At 73.0% G+C, this 19,632-nt stretch carries 18 protein-coding genes; 10 read left to right on the forward strand and 8 right to left on the reverse strand.

Features of this window, described 5'->3' with window-relative positions:
* The first annotated feature begins 34 nt into the window (after nt 1-34).
* A complete protein-coding gene (locus tag ACFYML_RS06445) occupies nt 35-355 on the forward strand; it encodes an antibiotic biosynthesis monooxygenase family protein (protein ID WP_387419599.1) in 321 nt (106 codons plus the stop codon).
* 55 nt (nt 356-410) lie between these two features.
* Nucleotides 411-827, forward strand: coding sequence for a hypothetical protein (locus ACFYML_RS06450; RefSeq protein WP_387419600.1), 417 nt, complete (start codon nt 411-413; stop codon nt 825-827).
* Nucleotides 828-838: 11 nt separating this feature from the next.
* On the opposite strand, the gene ACFYML_RS06455 is transcribed toward ACFYML_RS06450, so the two are convergent.
* Nucleotides 839-1,513, reverse strand: a complete 675-nt coding sequence (locus ACFYML_RS06455) for a class F sortase (RefSeq protein ID WP_387419601.1) — start codon at nt 1,511-1,513, stop codon at nt 839-841.
* A gap of 8 nt (nt 1,514-1,521) precedes the next feature.
* On the reverse strand, nt 1,522-2,109 hold the full coding sequence (locus tag ACFYML_RS06460) for a hypothetical protein (RefSeq protein ID WP_387419602.1): 588 nt from the start codon (nt 2,107-2,109) through the stop codon (nt 1,522-1,524).
* Between the two features lie 285 nt (nt 2,110-2,394).
* Here ACFYML_RS06460 and trmB point away from each other — a divergent pair, with 285 nt between their 5' ends.
* The 4 genes from trmB to ACFYML_RS06480 all read left to right on the forward strand — a co-directional run bounded on the left by trmB (nt 2,395) and on the right by ACFYML_RS06480 (nt 7,629).
* Nucleotides 2,395-3,099: a tRNA (guanosine(46)-N7)-methyltransferase TrmB gene (gene trmB, locus ACFYML_RS06465; protein WP_387419603.1), complete on the forward strand. Its 705-nt coding sequence runs from the start codon at nt 2,395-2,397 to the stop codon at nt 3,097-3,099.
* 93 nt (nt 3,100-3,192) lie between these two features.
* Entirely contained in the window at nt 3,193-5,697 is a 2,505-nt protein-coding gene (locus ACFYML_RS06470; RefSeq protein WP_387419604.1) for a DEAD/DEAH box helicase, read from the forward strand.
* A gap of 120 nt (nt 5,698-5,817) precedes the next feature.
* Nucleotides 5,818-6,465 carry a hypothetical protein gene (locus tag ACFYML_RS06475; RefSeq protein ID WP_387419605.1) on the forward strand — a complete coding sequence of 216 codons (648 nt, stop codon included), beginning with the start codon at nt 5,818-5,820 and terminating at the stop codon, nt 6,463-6,465.
* 159 nt (nt 6,466-6,624) lie between these two features.
* Nucleotides 6,625-7,629: an endonuclease domain-containing protein gene (locus tag ACFYML_RS06480; protein WP_387419606.1), complete on the forward strand. Its 1,005-nt coding sequence runs from the start codon at nt 6,625-6,627 to the stop codon at nt 7,627-7,629.
* 104 nt (nt 7,630-7,733) lie between these two features.
* Here ACFYML_RS06480 and ACFYML_RS06485 read toward each other — a convergent pair whose 3' ends face one another.
* The 4 genes from ACFYML_RS06485 to ACFYML_RS06500 all read right to left on the reverse strand — a co-directional run bounded on the left by ACFYML_RS06485 (nt 7,734) and on the right by ACFYML_RS06500 (nt 11,794).
* On the reverse strand, nt 7,734-8,678 hold the full coding sequence (locus tag ACFYML_RS06485) for an ABC transporter substrate-binding protein (RefSeq protein WP_387419607.1): 945 nt from the start codon (nt 8,676-8,678) through the stop codon (nt 7,734-7,736).
* Nucleotides 8,679-8,714: 36 nt separating this feature from the next.
* On the reverse strand, nt 8,715-9,560 hold the full coding sequence (locus ACFYML_RS06490) for an ABC transporter ATP-binding protein (RefSeq protein ID WP_073839698.1): 846 nt from the start codon (nt 9,558-9,560) through the stop codon (nt 8,715-8,717).
* A 2-nt stretch (nt 9,561-9,562) separates the two neighbouring features.
* Entirely contained in the window at nt 9,563-10,633 is a 1,071-nt protein-coding gene (locus ACFYML_RS06495) for a FecCD family ABC transporter permease (protein ID WP_387419608.1), read from the reverse strand.
* A gap of 114 nt (nt 10,634-10,747) precedes the next feature.
* On the reverse strand, nt 10,748-11,794 hold the full coding sequence (locus ACFYML_RS06500) for a FecCD family ABC transporter permease (RefSeq protein ID WP_387277570.1): 1,047 nt from the start codon (nt 11,792-11,794) through the stop codon (nt 10,748-10,750).
* A 129-nt stretch (nt 11,795-11,923) separates the two neighbouring features.
* Between ACFYML_RS06500 and ACFYML_RS06505 the strand changes: the two genes are divergently transcribed.
* Nucleotides 11,924-12,856 carry a MerR family transcriptional regulator gene (locus ACFYML_RS06505; protein WP_387419609.1) on the forward strand — a complete coding sequence of 311 codons (933 nt, stop codon included), beginning with the start codon at nt 11,924-11,926 and terminating at the stop codon, nt 12,854-12,856.
* Nucleotides 12,857-12,893: 37 nt separating this feature from the next.
* Entirely contained in the window at nt 12,894-13,253 is a 360-nt protein-coding gene (locus tag ACFYML_RS06510) for a YciI family protein (RefSeq protein ID WP_387419610.1), read from the forward strand.
* A gap of 6 nt (nt 13,254-13,259) precedes the next feature.
* Here the strand turns inward: ACFYML_RS06510 and ACFYML_RS06515 are convergent, their stop codons facing one another.
* Entirely contained in the window at nt 13,260-13,727 is a 468-nt protein-coding gene (locus ACFYML_RS06515; protein ID WP_357441281.1) for a cytidine deaminase, read from the reverse strand.
* 162 nt (nt 13,728-13,889) lie between these two features.
* Here ACFYML_RS06515 and hrpA point away from each other — a divergent pair, with 162 nt between their 5' ends.
* The gene (gene hrpA / locus ACFYML_RS06520) at nt 13,890-17,936 is read left to right on the forward strand and encodes an ATP-dependent RNA helicase HrpA (RefSeq protein WP_387419611.1); all 4,047 of its coding nucleotides are present in this window, start codon (nt 13,890-13,892) and stop codon (nt 17,934-17,936) included.
* Here the strand turns inward: hrpA and ACFYML_RS06525 are convergent.
* Nucleotides 17,933-18,865: a LysR family transcriptional regulator gene (locus ACFYML_RS06525; protein ID WP_387277560.1), complete on the reverse strand. Its 933-nt coding sequence runs from the start codon at nt 18,863-18,865 to the stop codon at nt 17,933-17,935. The genes hrpA and ACFYML_RS06525 overlap by 4 nt on opposite strands.
* Before the next feature lie 35 nt (nt 18,866-18,900).
* Between ACFYML_RS06525 and ACFYML_RS06530 the strand changes: the two genes are divergently transcribed.
* The gene (locus ACFYML_RS06530; RefSeq protein ID WP_387419612.1) at nt 18,901-19,632 is read left to right on the forward strand and encodes a succinate dehydrogenase cytochrome b subunit; all 732 of its coding nucleotides are present in this window, start codon (nt 18,901-18,903) and stop codon (nt 19,630-19,632) included.

Consider the following 19,632-nt stretch of genomic DNA (forward strand, 5'->3'; position numbering starts at 1 on the left):
GGTCAGGCGGCACCCGGCTGGTTAGGGTGAAGGCATGGCAGTGGTGAAGATCAACGCGATCGACGTCCCGCCGGGCGCGGGCGAGGAGCTGGAGAAGCGGTTCGCCGCCCGGGCCGGCGCGGTGGAGAACTCCCCGGGTTTCCTCAGCTTCGAGTTGCTCCGCCCGGTCGCCGGAGAGAACCGCTACTTCGTCTACACCCGTTGGGAGTCCGAGGCGGCGTACCAGGCGTGGGCGCAGGGGCCGTCCCGGGCCGCGCACGCCGGTGGCGCGGGCGGCGAGCCGCGCAAGCCGGTCGCCACGGGGGCCACGCTGCTGGAGTTCGAGGTGGTCCAGCAGGTCCCCGGCAAGGGCTGACCCCGGCAGCGGCCGGTGGTCGGAACCGGTTGACCGGGCGCGGCATGATGCCGGCATGACGCGTCCACCGGTGCGCAGTCGCCTGCTCGGCTGGCTGGTCGGTTCGGCCGTGGGTGGCCTGCTGCTCGCGCTGCCGGACACCGGGCCCCGGGTGTTCTCGTTCAGCCGTACGCACGGGCCCTCCGCGGCGGACCTCGTCGGGATGGTCGTCGTGGTGGTCGCGTGGCTGCCGGTCGGCTGGCTGATCTGGCGGCACCGGCGGGCCCTGCCCGGCCGGACCGGCCGGCTGGCGGCCGGCCTGGCGCTGGTCGGCGTCGCGCTGCTGGCCGTCACGATCCGCGCCGACCTCGGGCTGTGGTGGCTGCTCGCAGTCACGCTGCTGGTGGCCGCCCAACTGATCGCGCTCGCGTCGATCGCCCGCCGGTCCCCCGCCGGTGGCGGCGACGCGGCCGATGCCCCGGCACCGGGCTGATCGGGCGACGGTCAGGTTTCGCGGGTGCCGGCCAGCGAGGCGAAGGCGATGACGTTGTCCGCGTAGCCGGCCCGCCCGCCGAGCCACTCGCCGCCGCAGGTGATCAGGCGCAGCCCGGGCGGCCCGTCGTTGCCGTAGACCCGGTCGGCGGGGAGGTTGGCCTTGTCGAAGTGCTCGACGGTGTCGACCGTGAAGGTGACGACGCTGTGGTCGGCGCGGGTCACTTCGATCCGGTCCCCCGGCTTGAGCTCGCGCAGGTGATAGAAGACCGCCGGGCCGCTCTTCGTGTCCACGTGCCCGACGATGATCGCCCGGCCCGGCTCGCCCGGGACCGGGCCGCGGTCGTACCAGCCGGTCTGGTTGTGCTGGCTCAGCGGCGGTACGTCCACCGAGCCGTCCTTCGCCTGCCCGACCGGCGTGATCGGTGCGGTCACCTTGATCGCCGGCACGGCGAGGCTCACCGGCCGGCTGGCCGTCGCCGGCGCCCGCGCCGATTCGTCGGCGCGCTGCGTCGGCCCGGCGGTCGCGTCCACCCAGTCGAACGGCGCGGCGGTGCGGCCCAGCCCGGCTCCGGTGGCGAAGACCCCGGCCAGCACCAACACCACGGCGAGCGGCGTGGACCACGGTCTACGCCCCGTGCCGGTCGCCGACCGGGCGGCCGGCTGGGGGGCGGGGTGCGCGGTCATGGCGAGCCTCAGCGGCGGGCCATCCGGGGCCGGCGGGCGGCCGCCACGCCGACCACCGCACCGGCGACGGTCAACGCCAGCCCGACCGGCACCAGCAGCCCACCGAGCCCGATCCCGGCCGTGCCGCCGAACCCGGTCGCCGGCCCGCGGCTGGGCGGCGCGGCGGTACGGCTGGGCGTGGCCTTGACCACCTGGAGCATGGTCGACGCGGTCTGCCCGCTGGGGCACTCCAGCTTGACCCGGTAGTTGCCCGGTCGGGTGCGCTCCCGGACCATCGGCGAGGCGGTGAGCAGCCCGCGCTGCGGCTGCACCTGGACCCGGCCGAAGGCGTCGGAGACCACGATCGCCGGCACCGAGTTGTCCCGGCAGCTCGCGCGGATGCCGACCAGGAAACCAGCCTGCACCGTGCTCGGGGTGACCTCGACGAAGACCAGGTCGACCGGTTGCCGCTGGCCCTGATCCGGCGGATCGGTCGGCCCGGCGGCGAGCGCGCCGGGTGACGGGGCGGCCAGGGCCGGGACCGCGCCGAGCAGCGGGGCGGCGCACGCGGCGGCGGCCACGATCAGCATCGCCCCGCGTCGCGTGACTGACACCATGACCCCTTTCGCGCTCCGACAACTCCCGCTCGGCGCGTCTGACGCCGCGCCACGACCAGGAGCCGTCGTCCGACAATCCCGCTCGGCGCGCCTGACGCCGCGCCACGACCAGGAGCCGTCGTCCGACAATCCAGCTCGGCGCGTCTGACGCCGCGCCGCGACCTGGAGCTGTCGCGTCGGCGGTGTCGGTCGGCGGGCCGCCCGTCCTGCCGTGGATGAATCCTCTCACCCCCGGTCGCACATCACATCCGTTCCGCGGCGGCGGTCGCGTACGCTCGGTTCGCTGTGACCACCACCGACCAGAACGCCACCCCGCCGGCCCACGCCGCCCGCATCCGTACCTTCCATCCACGCCGCGGCCGGATGAGCGACCGGCAGCGCGACGCGCTGGCGCGGCTCTGGTCCGCGTACGGCCTGGAGATCGCCGACCTGGACGGGCCGTTCGATCCGACGGCGCTGTTCGGGCGGCGGGCGCCGCTGGTGCTGGAGATCGGTTCCGGCATGGGCGACGCCACCGCCGCGATGGCGGCCGCCGACCCGGACCGACACTATCTGGCGGTAGAGGTGCATACGCCCGGAATCGCCAACCTGCTGGAACTGGTCGAGCGGCACGGGCTGGCCAACGTCCGGGTGGCCCGGGGCGACGCGCTGGACCTGGTCCGGGCGATGCCGGCGGGCTCGCTGGACGCGGTCCACGTCTTCTTCCCCGACCCGTGGCCGAAGGCCCGCCACCACAAGCGACGGATCATCCAGCCGGCGCACGTGGCGCTGCTGCGCGCCCGGCTGGCCCCCGGCGGCACGCTGCACTGCGCCACCGACTGGGCCGAGTACGCCGAGTCGATGCGCGAGACGCTGACCGCCGACCCGGAGCTGGTCGACGTGCACGGCGACTACGCCCCCCGCCCGGCGCACCGCCCGGTGACCAAGTTCGAGCGCCGCGCGCTGATCGCCGGCCGCCCGATCTTCGACCTGGTCCACCGCCGGCGCTGAGCCGGTGCGCAGTCCCGCTCGGCGCGGCGGCCGGCGGCCTCGGGGCGGCCCGGTTGGCGCGGCGGGCCATGATCCAGGCACCATGGAGCGGCTATGACCCTCACCGCCGCGCTGCCGAAGAGCGCCGACCCCGACACCCTCTACGACGCGTTCGCCGGCTGGGCGTCCGAGCGCGGTCTCGACCTCTACCCCCACCAGGAGGAGGCGGTCATCGAGATCGTCTCCGGCGCGAACGTGATCATGAACACGCCCACCGGCTCCGGCAAGAGCCTGGTGGCGATCGCGGCGCACTTCGCGGCCCTGGCCGATGATCGGACCACCTTCTACACCGCGCCGATCAAGGCCCTGGTGTCGGAGAAGTTCTTCGCGCTTTGCGAGATCTTCGGCGCGGAGAACGTGGGCATGCTCACCGGCGACGCGAGCGTGAACGCCGACGCCCCGATCATCTGCTGCACCGCGGAGATCCTGGCCAACCTCGCGCTGCGCGAGGGCACCCGGGCCGACGTCGGCCAGGTGATCATGGACGAGTTCCACTTCTACGCCGAGCCGGACCGGGGCTGGGCCTGGCAGGTGCCGCTGATCGAGCTGCCGCAGGCGCAGTTCATCCTGATGTCCGCCACGCTCGGCGACACCACCCGCTTCGTCGACGACCTGACTCGGCGTACCGGGCGGCCGACCGCCGTCGTCCGCTCGGCCGAGCGGCCGGTCCCGCTCCTCTTCTCGTACGCGATGACCCCGCTGCACGAGACCCTCGAGGAGTTGCTGGAGACCAAGCAGGCCCCGGTGTACGTGGTGCACTTCACCCAGGCCGCCGCGCTGGAACGCGCCCAGGCCCTGATGAGCGTGAACGTCTGCACCCGGGCCGAGAAGGACATGATCGCCCAGGCGATCGGCAACTTCCGGTTCACCTCGGGCTTCGGCAAGACGCTGTCCCGGCTGGTGCGGCACGGCATCGGCGTGCACCACGCCGGCATGCTGCCCAAATACCGCCGCCTCGTCGAGACCCTGGCCCAGGCCGGGCTGCTCAAGGTCATCTGCGGCACCGACACGCTCGGCGTCGGCATCAACGTGCCGATCCGCACCGTGCTCTTCACCGGCCTCTCGAAGTACGACGGCACCCGCACCCGACTGCTCAAGGCCCGCGAGTTCCACCAGATCGCCGGCCGGGCCGGACGGGCCGGCTTCGACACCCTCGGCCGGGTGGTGGTGCAGGCCCCCGAGCACGTCATCGAGAACGAGAAGGCCCTGGCCAAGGCCGGCGACGACCCGAAGAAACGGCGCAAGGTCGTCAAGAAGAAGCCGCCGGAGGGCTCGATCGGCTGGGGCGAGCCGACGTTCCAGCGCCTCGTCGAGGCCGAGCCGGAGCCGCTCACCTCCAGCTTCCAGGTCAGCCACTCGATGCTGCTCAACGTCATCGGCCGGCCCGGCGACGCGTTCGCCTCGATGCGGCACCTGCTCACCGACAACCACGAGGACCGGGCCGCCCAGCGGCGGCACATCCGGCGGGCCATCGCCATCTACCGGGCGCTGCGGGCCGGCGGTGTGGTCGAGGAGCTGCCCGAGCCGGACGAGCAGGGCCGCCGGGTCCGGCTCACCGTCGACCTCCAGCTCGACTTCGCGCTCAACCAGCCGCTGTCGCCGCTCGCCCTGGCCACCATCGAGCTGCTGGACCGGGAGTCCCCGTCGTACGCCCTCGACGTGCTGTCGGTGATCGAGTCGATCCTCGACGACCCCCGCCAGGTGCTCTCCGCGCAGCAGTTCAAGGCCCGTGGCGAGGCGGTCGCCGCGATGAAGGCCGAGGGCATCGAGTACGAGGCCCGGCTGGAACTGCTCGACGAGGTGACCTGGCCCAAGCCCCTGGCGGAGCTGCTGGAGAACGCGTACGAGATGTACCGCCAGGGGCACCCCTGGGTCGCCGACCACCAGCTCTCCCCCAAGTCCGTCGTCCGGGACATGTACGAGCGGGCGATGACCTTCCCGGAGTACGTGCAGTTCTACGGCCTGTCCAGGTCGGAGGGGCTCGTGCTGCGGTACCTGGCCGACGCGTACAAGACGCTGCGGCAGACGGTGCCCGAGGACGCCAAGACCGAGGAGCTGGTCGACCTGATCGAGTGGCTGGGCGAGCTGGTCCGCCAGGTCGACTCCAGCCTGATCGACGAGTGGGAGCGGCTGCGCAACCCGTCCGACGTCGCGGAGGTCGCCGCGTCGCTGGACGACCGGCCGCCGGCGGTCACCCGCAACGCCCGGGCGTTCCGGGTGCTGGTCCGCAACGCGCTGTTCCGCCGGGTCGAGCTGGCCGCCCTGCGCCGCTGGGATGAGCTGGGCGAACTCGACGGCGCCTCGGGCTGGCACGCGGACGCGTGGGCGGACGCGCTGGAGCCGTACTTCGAGGCGTACGACGAGATCGGGGTCGGGCCGGACGCCCGCGGGCCGGCGCTGCTCATGATCGAGCAGGGCCGGGAGCGGTGGTCCGTACGCCAGATCCTCGACGACCCGGAGGGCGACCACGACTGGGGCATCAGCGCCGAGGTCGACCTGGCCGCCTCGGACGAGGCGGGTGCCGCCGTCGTGCGGATCACCGCCGTCGGGCAGCTGTAACTGTTTTCTTTTCAGGGGCCGTCCGGGATGCCCGGGCGGCCCCTTTCGTTCCCTGGGCGATGTCAGTCCCGTCGATTAGAATGTATGTACTAATCGAGCCGCTGACCTGGGAGGATGCTCGTGAACGCGCCCACCTCCACCGCCCCTCTCACCCCCTACGCCACCCTCCTCGGTTTCACCCGGTACGTGGACCGCACCGGGCCCACCAAGGCCACCTTCGTCGGGGGCCTGCGCCGCCAACGGGCGAGCAAGTCCGGCTTCAACCCGCACGGGCAGTTCGTCAAGGCGCTCAAGGCCGACGTCGCCTTCCACACCGGCGGCACCCACCTGGCCCAGGTCGCCGACCTGGTCAAGCCCCGCTGGCGCCCGCTCTACGAGGCCCTCGTCCCGGGCGCGACCAGCTGGCTGCACTCCCTCGGCGAGCCGGCGGGCGTCGACCTGGCGCAGACCCGCGACGCCCTGGCCATGCTGGGCGACCTCCCCGTCAAGATCAACCCACAGTTCGGCGTCCGATACGCCGACGGCCGCGCCGAGGCGATCCGCCTGCACTTCGACGAGGCCCCGCCGAGCGAGGAGGCCACCCTGGCCACCCTGCACCTGATGGCCCGGCACATGGACGCGGTCCTCCCGCACGCCGAGCCGGTCCTGGTCGACGTCCGACGCGGCGAGGCCCACCGCATGTCCGCCGAGGTCAAGCCGGACCAGGTCGAGCAGTGGCTGGCCGGTGAGGCGGCCGCCTTCCGCGCCATCTGGTCCACCGCCGCCTGACCCCTCCACGTCCTGCAAGATCGCGCTCGATCCAGGAAGTAGTGGCCTCCACCGCCCGGGAGGCCACTACTTCCACGTTTGAGCACGATCTCGACGAGCGGCGTACGGGGTTATCCACAGGGGCGGCGCCGACCGCAGGATGTGGGGCAGCTTGGGTGGATGCCAAAGTCTCCTCGTCGGCCGCCCCAACTGCGCGGCCGGATCTTCCGCGGCTCCGTGGCGGTGAGGGTGGGCTTGCTGACCCGCAATGATCTGCGCAGCTCGGCTTGGCGGCCAATCTTTCGCGACGTCTACGCCGACGCGCAGCTGAGTCTGACCCATGCCGACCGGTGCGCCGCGGTGATTCGCTGGCTGGTCCCCCAGGGCGCCGCCATCGCCGGCCGTTCCGCCGCCGCCCTCTACGGCGTCGGGCAGGTCGGCCCCGACGAGCCCGTTGACGTGCTCACCCCCAAACCGCCCGTCGCACTGGCGGCACCGGTCTCCGCGCCGGCCCCACGTCCTGCAGGCGTGCCGACCTCCACCCATGAGGCACCGGCACCAGCCGGAACCTGGCGCCGGCGCGGGCCGATGGCCGGTCTGTGGGTGCACCACGCCGAGGTGGAGGCGAACGACGTGGTGGACCGGGCCGGCATCCTGCTGACGTCACCGGCACGTACCTGCTGGGACCTGGCCCGCTGGCTTGAGGTGGTCGAGGTGGTAGTGCTCATCGACGGCCTGCTGGCCCGCGGGCTCACCGACCCGGCCACGCTGCGGGAGTATGCGCTGGCCAGGGCCGGAAGACGGGGCTGGCGGTCGCTGCTGCGCGCCGTCGATCTCGCCGATGCCGGCGCGGAGTCGCCGCAGGAGTCCCGCACCCGCGTGCGCCTGGTGCTGGCCGGCCTGCCCTGGCCCGAGACGCAGTGGGTGGTGTCGCATCAGGGGCGCTTCGTCGCCCGGCTCGATCTGGCCTGGCCCGAGTTCAAGGTCGCGGTCGAATACGACGGCCGCTGGCACGACGATCCCGAGCAGTTCCACCGGGATCGCCGACGACTCAACCGGCTGCTCGGGGCGGAGTGGATCGTCCTGCACGTGACGGCGAAGCGCCTCCGCGACGACTTCGACGGCATCCTCGCCGAGGTCCGGACGGCGCTCCGCGCTCGCGGTTGGCGCACGCCGCAGACGTAAAGATCATGCTCGAACACGGAAGTAGTGGCCTCCACGTGCGGGCGAGGCCACTACTTCCTGTGTCGAGCAGGATCTTGGGCGCGGATCGTGCGGCCGGGCGGCGCTCAGGCGGAGAGGTACTTGTCGAGGTCGTCGAGGATCTTGTTGGCGGCGGTGACGCCGATGCCGGTCATCCACGTCTCGTCGGAGACCACGTGGGCCTTGCCCGCCTGCACCGCGGAGAGGCCCTGCCAGAGGCTGCCGGCGGTGACCTTCGCCTGTTCGGCGGCGGCCTTCTCGCCGTACGCGGTCACGAAGATGACGTCGCCGTCGACCTCCTTGACCCGCTCGGGGCTGACCTGGTCGAAGCGCTTGTCCTCCTTGGCGTCGAGGCGCTGCCGCGCGGGGCGGCCCAGCCCGGTGTCGCCGATCACGATGCCGGAGAACGACTCCGGGCCGTAGACCCGGATGTTGCCGGGCATGAAGCGCACGATGGAGATCTCCCGCGAGGCCGCGTCGCCGAGCTTGGCACCGAAGTCCTTGGCCCGCTTCTCATACGCCGCCAGAAGATCGCGAGCCGGCTGCTCCTTGCCCAGCGCCTTACCGTCGAGGAGGAAGTTCTCCTTCCACGTGATGCCCACCTTCTCGGTGAAGACCGTCGGTGCGATGGCGGACAGCTCGTCGTAGAACTTCTCCTGGCGGAACTTGCTGCCGAGGATCAGGTCGGGCTTGAGCGCGTTGATCGCCTCCAGGTCGGGCTCGGTGAGCACGCCGACCTCCTTGATGCCGGCGAGCTTCTCCGCGCCGAAGTAGGTGGGCCAGCTCTTCGCCTCGCCGGCGGTCGCCGCGCCGACCGGGGTGATCCCGAGCGAGAGCGCGGTGTCGATCTTGTCGGTGTCGAGCACCACCACGCGCTTCGGTTCGGCCGGCACCTTGGTGGTGCCCATCGCGTGGGTGATCTCCCGGGTCTCCCCGGTTGCCGCACCGGGGACGGGGTCACTCTTCCCGCAGGCGGTGAGGCCGACGCCGAGGGCGAGGGCCGCGGTGAGGGCGGCGGCGAGACGACGCATCAGGGTCCTTTCGTGGAGATACGGGTCGACGCGCGCTCAGGCGTCGCCGACGGAGGAGCCGGCCGGAGCCGGTGCGCCGGCCGGCGCGGCGGCCGGCACGGGCGAGGTGTGGGTGAGGGCGGGCACCACCAGCGGTGCGCCGGTGACCGGGCAGGGCACGACCACGCAGTCGAGCCCGAAGACCTCCCGGACCAGGTCGGCGGTGAGGATCTCGCGCGGCGGTCCGGCTGCGACCACCGCGCCGGCGCGCATCGCGACCAGGTGGTCGGCGTACCGGGCGGCCTGGTTGAGGTCGTGCAGCACGGCGACGACCGTCCGGCCGCGTTCGGTCCGCAGCCGGTGCAGCAGGTCCAGCACCTCGACCTGGTGGGCGAGGTCGAGGAAGGTGGTCGGCTCGTCCAGCAGCAGCGCCTCGGTGTCCTGGGCGAGGGTCATCGCGATCCAGACCCGCTGGCGCTGCCCGCCGGAGAGGGTGTCCACCGGCCGGTCGGCGAGCCCGGCGACGTCGGCCATGGTCATGGCCCGCTCGACGGCCCGCTCGTCCTCCGCCGACCACTGCCGCCACCAGCGCTGGTACGGCTGCCGGCCCCGCCCGACCAGGTCCGCGACGGTGATCCCCTCCGGCACCAGCGGGCTCTGCGGCAGCACGCCGAGCCGGCGGGCCACCTCCCGGGTGGGCAGGTCCCGGATCACCGCGCCGTCGAGCAGCACGCTGCCGCGGCGCGGGGTGAGCAGCCGGGCCATCGTGCGCAGCAGGGTCGACTTGCCGCAGGCGTTCGGGCCGACGATGACGGTGAACGCGTCGCCGGGCAGGTCCAGGTCCAGCCCGTCCAGGACCGTCCGGCCCTCGTAGCCGACGACCAGGTCGCGGGTGGAGAGCATGGTCACGACCCCCTCTTCCGGGTCCGGAGCAGCAGGAACATCAGGTACGGCCCGCCGATCGCGGCGGTGAGCACGCCGGCCGGGAGCTGGGTGGGGGCGAACAGGCGGCGGCCGGCGAGGTCGGCCAGCACCAGCAGCAGCGCCCCGAGCAGCGCCGCGCAGAGCAGCGGCGGCCGCTCCGCCCGGACCAGCCGGCGGGCCACCTGCGGGGCGACCAGGGCGACGAAGTCCACCGCGCCGACCTGGGCGGTGACGGTCGCGGCGATCAGCACCCCGGTGGCGGCCAGCCCGATCCGCCGGGCCACCGGCCGCAGCCCGATGCCCCGGGCGGTGTCGTCGTCCAGGGCGGTGCTGCGCAGCGCCCAGCCGGCCCAGGCCAGCACGGGCAGCAGCAGGGCGAGTGTGCCGCCGATCCAGGCCGCCTCGGTCCACCCCTTGCCGGCCAGCGTGCCGATCAGCCAGACCTGGGCGCGCAGCCCGTCGATCGGGTCGGCGGTGAGCATGACCACCTCGATCAGCGCCCGGAACGCGAACGCCACCGCCACGCCGGCCAGGACGAACCGCTGCGCCGCCAGCCCGTGCCGGGCGCCGAGGGCGAACACCAGGACCGCCGCGACCAGGCCACCGAGCAGCGCGGCCGGCGCCACCAGGACGGCGGCCGCGCCGCCGGTGAGGGCCACCGTCGCGGCGAGCCCGGCACCCTGGGTGACGCCGATGACGTCGGGGCTGACCAGGGGGTTGCGGGCCACGCTCTGGATCAGGGTGCCGGCCACCCCGAAGGCGGCCCCGGCGAGCGCCGCGAGCACCGCGCGGGGCAGTCGCAGGTCGAGCACCACGAGGTCGTACGGGGTGCTGGCCCCGGAGAGCGCACGCAGCACGTCGGCCGGGGCGACGTACGGGGTGCCGAGCGAGAGGCTGAGCACGACGGAGCCGGCGAGCAGCAGGAACAGCGTGCCGGCGACGAGCACCGGACGGCGGCGGACCTGGACGGTCACCGGCCCGATCCGCAGCAGCGACCGTCCGGGCAGCGCGACACTCGACGCGCCCCGGGCTCCGGCTTGGATGAAAGTCACGGAGCCTCCTCAGTTCGCGACTGCGGGGCTCGCAAACCCGGCTCACTCCTCGCGCTCACGGAGCCTCCTCAGTTCGCGACTGCGGGGCTCGCAAACCCGGCTCACTCCTCGCGCTCACGCGGTCACCACGCGGGCGCGGCGGACCAGGACGGCGAGCAGCGGGGCGCCGATCAGGGCGGTGACGATGCCGGCGGGTACCTCGCCGGGCGGGGCGACGAGCCGGCCGAGGATGTCGGCGCCGAGCACCAGGGCCGGCCCGAGCAGCCCGGCGACCAGCAGGGTCCACCGGTGGTCGGCACCGACCAAAGCCCGGGCCAGGTGCGGCACGGCCAGCCCGACGAAGGCGATCGGTCCGGCGGCGGCGACGGCGGCGCCGGTGAGCAGCACGCCGGCGACGCCGGCGCCGAGGCGGACCAGGGCGATCCGGTGGCCGAGGCCGCGGGCCACGTCGTCGCCCAGGGCGAGCGCGTCGAGGCCCCGGGCGACCAGGGCGGCCAGCACCGCCCCGACGACGACGAACGGGAGCACCTGCCCGGCGACCCCGACGTCCCGGCCGGTGAGGCCGCCGACCACCCAGAACCGGTACTCCTCGAAGGTGCGGGCGTCGATGCTGAGCAGCGCGTACACGACGGCGCCGAGACTGGCGTCGAGGGCCGCACCGACCAGCGCGAGGGTGACCGGGCTGGCGCCCTCGCGGGTGCGGTTGGCGACGGCGAAGACCAGCAGGCCGGCGAGGAACGCCCCGGCGATGCCGAACCAGACGTACCCGGTGAGGGTCCCGACGCCGAAGACTGCGATGGCCAGCACCACGCCGAAGGACGCGCCGGCGCTGATCCCGAGGATGCGCGGCTCGGCGAGCGGGTTGCGGGTGACGGCCTGGAAGAGCACCCCGGCGACGGCCAGCGCCAGCCCGACCACCAGTCCCAGGGCGGTACGCGGCAGCCGCAGTTCCCGGACGATGATGCTCGCCTCGCCGCCGTCCGGGGCGGTCAGCGCGGCCCACACCTGGTCGACGGGGAGCGGGCGGCTGCCGAGCGCCAGGCTGGCCAGCAGCGCGACGGCGAGCAGGAGCGCCGCCACCAGGGTGACCGCGAGACGGCGGCTGACGCCTCGGCGGGCCGGGGTGTCGGCCCGCTCGGGCCGGACGGCGACGGTGGTCACGGACGAAGTTCCCTCTCGGCTTAGGTTCGCCTTACCTTAGCCGACGAAGTTAGGTGAACCTAACTCGGGATCGTCGATCTTCAGACGACAGGTTGCGCCTCCCGTGGGGGGAGACGCCAGGGTGGGGGTATGAACGGCGACGCGCGCTACTCGATCGGCGAACTGGCCCAACGGAGCGGCCTGACGGTCAAGACAATTCGGTTCTACTCCGACCGCGGGATCGTGCCGCCGACCGACCGTGGCCCGACCGGCCACCGCCGCTACGGCCTGGACGCCGTCGCCCGCCTGGACCTCGTCCGCACGCTGCGCGACCTCGGACTGGACCTGGCCACGATCCGCCGGATCGTGGACCGGGAGGTCTCGCTGCCGGAGGTCGCCGCGGCGCACGCCGACGCACTGGCGGCACAGATCCGGGTGCTGCGCCTGCGGCGCGCGGTGTTGACGGCGGTGGCCCGACGCGGGTCCACACCCGAGGAGATGGCGCTCATGCACAAGCTGGCCAGGCTCTCCGCCGACGAGCGTCGGCGGCTGATCGACGAATTCCTCGACGCCGCCTTCGCCGGCCAGGCGGGCAACCCCGCGTACGCGGGGATCAGGCGCTCGCTGACCCCCGACCTGCCTGACAACCCAGACGACGACCAGGTCGAGGCCTGGGTGGAGCTGGCCGAAATGTCCCAGGACCCGGGCTTCCGGGCCAGCCTGCGGCACCTGGCGGAGCAGCACGCGGCGGACCACGCCGACGCGCCGGGCGTACGCCGCGACGCGGTGGCGTTGGCCCGGGCCGAGGTCGAGGAGGCGTTGGCCGCCGGCGTCGACCCGGCCTCGCCCCGAGCCGACCGGGTCGTCGCCGCGCTCACGAGCCGGTACGCGAAGCTATGTGGCCGGCCCGACGACGTCGACCTCCGGCGGCGGCTGTTGGACCGGCTGGACGCCGCGAACGACCCCCGCCGGGAGCGCTACCTGCACCTGCTCTCGGTGGTCAACGGCTGGCCGACGACCGAGAGCCTGGCGCCGGTCCTCGACTGGTCGATCCGCGCGCTGCGGACCCGGACCTCGGCGTAGCCCCTTTTCGACTGGTTTGCGCTCCTACCCTGGGGGCATGCGATTCGACCAGCACACCGTCGTCCTCCTGGTCCGCCCCGACGACCCGCCCGAGCTGCCCCGGGACGCGGCCGACCGGTTGCAGGACGCGCACCTGGCCCACCAGGCCGGGCTGGCGGAGCAGGGCGCCCTCCTCGCCGCCGGCCCGTTCCTCGGCGGCGACGACGAGCGGATCCATGGCTTCGCCGTGCTCTCCGTGGACCCGCAGATGGCCCGCGAGCTCTTCGCCAACGACCCCGCCGTACGGGCCGGGCGGCTGGTCGCCCAGGTGATGAGCTGGCTGGTGCCGGAGGGCAACCTGCGCTTCGAGCAGGTGCCGGTCCCCCGGTCGATGCTGGAGGTGGCGTCGGGCGACTGACCCGGCTCAGTCTTCCGGGGCCTGGCGGCTGCCCGGCACCACCGGCATCGGCCACACCCCGGTCCGCGGCACGGCCGGCACGTCCAGCTGGTGGTCCGACCAGACGTACGTCTCGGGCAGCAGATCGGTCACCGGGACCGCGCGCAGCCCGTCCGGCGGGCCGACGATCACCTTGATCGACGGGAAGTAGTCGGCGAGCACCTGCCGGCAGCGACCGCACGGCGCGAGAACGCCCCGATTCCGGTCCCCCACCGCGACGATGGTCTCCAGGTCACCGGCGCCCTGCGTGGCGGCGGCACCGATCGCCACCAGTTCCGCGCACGGTCCGCCGGTGAAGTGGTAGACGTTCACCCCGCTGAACACCCGACCGTCGGTGCTTCGCACGGCGGCGGCGACGGTGTGGTTGTCACTGCGGCAGCGCAGCTTGGCAACGGCCATGGCGGCCTGCACCAGCGCCCGGTCGGTGTCGCGCATGATCATCCCGTCCGTCGTCAACCTCGATCGGCGGCCACTTTAGCCCGACGACCCGGCCCAACCTGGGACGGCACGCGCGGGACGTGGTCGGGGCGCGGCACCCCGGCCCGGCCGGTAACCCGGGAGCGCTGCGCCCGACGGCTGCCTATCCTTGGCGACGACATGCAGAATCCAGCCGCACCCGCCGCACCCGAGGCCGTCCGCGACCTGCACCGCCGCCTCTCCCCCCTGATGTTCCGCGACCAGCGCCGGCTCCAGCGGCGGCTGGACGGGGTCCGGAAGCTGCGGGACCCGCAGCGGCGCGACTCGGCGCTCGCCGAGATCGCCACCGAGGTGGCGCGGGCGGAGGCGCGGCTGGCCGCCCGGCGGGCCGCCGTGCCGGCGGTCACCTATCCGGCGCAGCTGCCGGTGAGCGAGCGCAGGGACGACATCGCCGCCGCGATCCGGGACCACCAGGTGGTGATCGTGGCCGGCGAGACCGGCTCCGGCAAGACCACCCAGCTGCCCAAGATCTGCCTGGAGCTGGGGCGTGGGATCAACGGACTGATCGGGCACACCCAGCCCCGCCGGCTCGCCGCGCGTACGGTGGCGGACCGGATCGCCGAGGAGCTCGGCACCGAGCTGGGCGACGTGGTCGGCTACAAGGTGCGCTTCACCGACCAGGTCAGCGAGCAGAGCCTGGTCAAGCTGATGACCGACGGCATCCTGCTGGCCGAGCTGCAGACCGACCGGATGCTGCGCCAGTACGACACGCTGATCATCGACGAGGCGCACGAACGCAGCCTCAACATCGACTTCATCCTGGGCTACCTGAGGCAGCTCCTCCCCCGCCGTCCCGACCTCAAGGTGGTCATCACCTCGGCGACCATCGAGACCGACCGGTTCGCCCGGCACTTCGCCGACGCCGAGGGCAACCCCGCGCCGGTCGTCGAGGTGTCCGGGCGGACCTACCCGGTCGAGGTGCGCTACCGGCCGCTGGTCGAGGTGACCGAGGCCGAGGAGGAGGACGAGGCCGACGAGGAGAACGTCCGCGACCAGATCCAGGCCATCGGCGACGCGGTCGAGGAGCTGGCCGCCGAGGGACCCGGCGACATCCTCGTCTTCCTCAGCGGCGAGCGGGAGATCCGGGACACCGCCGAGGCGCTCGGCAAGCTGGTGGGGAAGAAACGGTCCCTGCTGGGCACCGAGATCCTCCCGCTGTACGCCCGGCTCTCCACCGCCGAGCAGCACCGCGTCTTCGCCCCGCACACCGGGCGCCGGGTGGTGCTCGCCACCAACGTCGCGGAGACCTCGCTGACCGTCCCCGGCATCAAGTACGTGGTGGACCCGGGCACCGCCCGGGTCTCCCGCTACTCCAGCCGGCTCAAGGTGCAGCGGCTGCCGATCGAGCCGATCTCCCAGGCGTCGGCCAACCAGCGCAAGGGCCGCTGCGGGCGCACCTCGGACGGCATCTGCATCCGCCTCTACGACGAGCAGGACTTCGAGTCCCGACCCGAGTTCACCGACCCGGAGATCCTGCGGACCAACCTCGCCTCGGTCATCCTCCAGATGACCTCGATCGGGCTCGGCGACGTCGGGGCGTTCCCGTTCATCGACCCGCCGGACCGGCGCAACATCACCGACGGCGTCAACCTGCTGCACGAGCTGGGCGCGCTGAACCCGGCCGAGACCGACCCGGCGAAGCGGCTCACCCCGCTGGGCCGGCGGCTGGCCCAGCTCCCCGTGGACCCGCGGCTGGCTCGGATGGTCCTGGAGGGCGAGCGGAACGGCTGCGCCACCGAGGTGATCGTGATCGCGGCGGCGCTCTCCATCCAGGACCCGCGCGAGCGGCCGGCGGAGAAGCAGGCCCAGGCCGACCAGGCGCACGCCCGGTTCGCCGACCAGGAGTCGGACTTCGTCGCGTTCCTCAACCTCTGGCGGTACCTGCGCGAGCAGCAGCGCGCCCTGTCGTCCAGCGCGTTCCGCCGGATGTGCAAGGCCGAGTACCTCAACTACCTACGGGTCCGCGAGTGGCAGGACATCGTCAGCCAGCTGCGCCAGGTGCTACGTACCCCGGAACCGGGTGACGGGCGGCGGGGCCGGCGCGGCGGCCCGGCGGCCGAGCCCGACGGAGGCGGTGGCCGGCGCGGGGCCGGAGCGGACCTGCCGGAAGAGATCGACACCCCGAAGGTGCACCAGTCCCTGCTGCCCGGCCTGCTGTCCCACATCGGGCTCAAGGACGCCCAGAAGCACGAGTACCTGGGCGCGCGCGGGGCGAAGTTCGCGATCTTCCCCGGCTCGGCGTTGTTCAAGAAGCCGCCGCGCTGGGTGATGGCCGCCGAACTGGTGGAGACCACGCGGCTGTGGGGCCGGGTCGCCGGCCGGGTCGAGCCCGAGTGGGTGGAGCCGCTCGCCCAGCACCTGGTCAAGCGCAGCTACAGCGAGCCGCACTGGGAGAAGCGGCAGGCCGCGGTGATGGCCTACGAGAAGGTCACCCTGTACGGCGTCCCGATCGTTACCTCCCGCAAGGTCAATTTCGGCCGGATCGACCCGGCGCTGTCCCGGGAGCTGTTCATCCGGCACGCCCTGGTGGAGGGCGACTGGCAGACCCACCACCAGTTCTGGACGGACAACCAGCGGCTGCTCACCGACGTGGAGGAGCTGGAGAGCCGGGCCCGGCGCCGGGACATCCTGGTCGACGACGAGACGATCTTCCAGTTCTACGACGAGCGGATCCCGGCCGACGTGGTCTCCGGCCGGCACTTCGACTCCTGGTGGAAGAAGACCCGCCGGGAGCAGCCCGACCTGCTCACCTTCACCCGCGACCTGCTGATCAACTCCGGTCGCGGCGGGGTCGACGAGGCGGACTACCCGGACGAGTGGCGGGCCGCCGGGGTGATCCTCCCGCTGACCTACACCTTCGACCCGGGCACCCCGACCGACGGGGTCACCGTGGACATCCCGCTGCCGCTGCTCAACCAGGTGCCGGCACAGACCTTCGACTGGCAGGTGCCCGGGCTGCGCGAGGAACTGGTCGTCGCGCTGATCCGGTCGCTGCCGAAGGCGGTCCGGCGCAACTTCGTCCCGGTGCCCGACTACGCCCGGGCGGCCCTGGCGGCGATCACCCCCGGCGAGGAGCCGCTGCTCGACGCGCTCACCCGGCAGCTGCGCCGGATGACCGGGGTGACCGTCCCGCCGGACGCCTGGGACCTGGCCAAGCTGCCGCCGCACCTGCGGGTCACCTTCCGGGTGCTCGGCGAGGACGAGAAGCCGGTCGCCGAGGGCAAGGACCTGCCGGCCCTGCAACGCCAGCTCCGCCAGGAGGTACGCCAGGTCGTCGCCGCCGCCGCGCCGGACGTGGCCCGCAGCGGGCTCACCGAGTGGAGCCTCGACACCCTGCCGCGCACCATCGAGCAGGTCCGCGCCGGGTACGCGGTGACCGCGTACCCGGCCCTGACCGACGAGGGCGCCACGGTCGGGGTGAAGGTGTTCGACTCCCCGGCCGAGCAGGAGGCCGCGCACTGGGCCGGCACCCGACGACTGCTCCGGCTGACCCTGCCGTCGCCGGCGAAGTTCCTGCAGGGCCGGCTGAGCAACGAGGCCAAGCTGGCGCTCAGCCGCAACCCGCACGGCGGGGTGCAGGCCCTCATCGAGGACGCCACCGGTGCGGCGATCGACAAGCTGATGGCGGACGCGGGCGGCCCGGCCTGGGACGCCGACGGGTTCGCCGCGCTACGGGACAAGGTCCGCGCCGACCTGGTCGACACCGTGGTCGACGTGATGGGCCGGGTACGTCAGGTGCTCGCCGCCGCGTACGCGGTGGAGCAGCGGCTCGGCGCGACGAGGAACCTGGCCGTGGTGGCCGCCCTGGCCGACATCCGCAACCAGCTCGGCGGTCTGGTGCACAAGGGCTTCATCACCGAGGCCGGGTACGCCCGCCTGCCCGACCTGCTGCGCTACCTCACCGCGATCGAGCGGCGGCTGGACCGGTTGCCGGGCAACCCGCAGCGGGACAAGCAGCAGCAGGACCGCATCGCCGTGGTGCAGCGGGAGTACCAGGACCTGCTGGCCGCGCTGCCGCCGGCCAAGCGGCAGTCGGCGGCGGCCCGGCAGATCCGCTGGATGATCGAGGAGCTGCGGGTCAACGTGTTCGCCCAGGCGCTCGGCACCCCGTACCCGGTGTCCGAGCAGCGCATCTACCGGGCGATGGACGAGGCCGAGGGGCGTTAGGGCAAGGGCTCCACACCGGGCGGGAGCTGGTTGTCGGCGGTCGCGTCGTGGACGTACTCCAGCAGGATGCGGCGCAGCTCGCGGCCGGCGTGGGTGGGCACCACATCACGGCGGCGGGCCACCGCGATGGTCCGCCGTACGCCGGGCCGGGCGAGCCGGGTGACCCGGATGCCGGGCCGGCGGGCCACCGCGATGCCGGGCACCAGCGCGACGCCGAGCCCCGCCTCGACGAAGCTGAGCACCGCGTCCAGCTCGCCGCCGTCCACCGCGAGCCGGGGCTCGAAGCCGGCCTCCCGGCACGCCTGGAGGGTGGCGTCGCGCAGGTCGTAGCCCTCGCGGAACATCACCAGCGGTTCGTCGCGCAGGTCGGTGATGCGCAGCTCGCCGGTGACCGGGTCGGCCGGTAGCGGGTCCACCGAGGCGACCACCATGCTCTCCCGCAGTATCGGGTCGGCGCGCAGCCCCGGATCGGTGCCGGCCGACGGCATGATGATCAGCGCCAGGTCGAGGTCGCCGCGGAGCAGGTCGCGGACCAGGTCCTGGGAGCCGCCCTCCTCCACCCGCAGATCGACGGTGGGATGGGCGTCGCGGAACCGGCGCAGCACCGGCGGCGCGAGCGAGGTGGCGAGGCTGGGCGTGGCGCCGAGCCGGACCCGGCCGCGGCGCAGCCCCACCAGCTCCTGCACCTCGCGGGTGGCGGTGTCGACGTCGGCGAGGATCCGCTTGGCCAGCGGCAGCAGCACCTCGCCGGCCGCGGTGAGGGCGATGTTGCCTCTTACCCGCTCGAACAACGGGGCCCCGAGGTCGGTCTCCAGCGCGTGAATTTGCTTACTCAGCGAGGGCTGGGTAATGCCCACGAGGTCGGCAGCTTGGGTGAAATGTCGTACTTCTGCGACCGCGACGAAGTACCGGAGCTGATGGAGCTGCATCTAGATAGCTTATGGCTATCAAGACTGCGCGGTCGATGCATTGGACGACTGATCAAAGTGCTCCTAGCGTCGGTCGCGTGGTAATCACGAAAACTCGGTCGCCCATCCGCTCCAACGTCGGCCTCAAGGTCGTCATGGCGGTGACGGGCATTCTCCTCGTGCTGTTCCTGATCCTGCACATGCTCGGCAACCTGAAGGTCTTCACCGGCGAGACCTCGTTCGACCACTACGCGCACTGGCTGCGCGAGATCGGGACGCCGCTGCTGCCGTCGACCTGGTACCTGTGGATCCAGCGCACCGTGCTGGCCGTGGCCGTGCTCGCGCACATCGGCGCCGCCACCGTCCTGTCGATGCGCGCCCACGCCGCCCGCCCGGTGGCGTACGCGCACCGCCGCAAGATCCACGTGAACTACGCGGCCCGCACGATGCGCTGGGGTGGAGTGATCATCCTGCTCTTCGTGATCTACCACATCCTGGACCTGACCACCGGTCACCTGAACCCGCAGGGCGACCCGAGCAACCCGTACGGCAACGTGGTCGCCGACTTCGCCCCGTCGCGCTGGTACGTCACCATCTTCTACGTCCTGGCCCTCGTCACGCTCGGCTTCCACCTGCGCCACGGCGCGTTCAGCGCGTTCCGCAGCCTCGGCCAGCAGACCCCGAAGGGCGAGCGCCGGGCCCGGGCCGCCGCGCTGGTCTTCGCCGTCGTGCTGGTCGCCGGCTACCTGGTGGTCCCGTTCGCCGTACTCACCGGATTGGTGGCCTGA

Origin of the sequence: Micromonospora sp. NPDC007230 (assembly GCF_042869115.1) — a bacterium.
In the GTDB taxonomy this organism is placed as follows: domain Bacteria; phylum Actinomycetota; class Actinomycetes; order Mycobacteriales; family Micromonosporaceae; genus Micromonospora.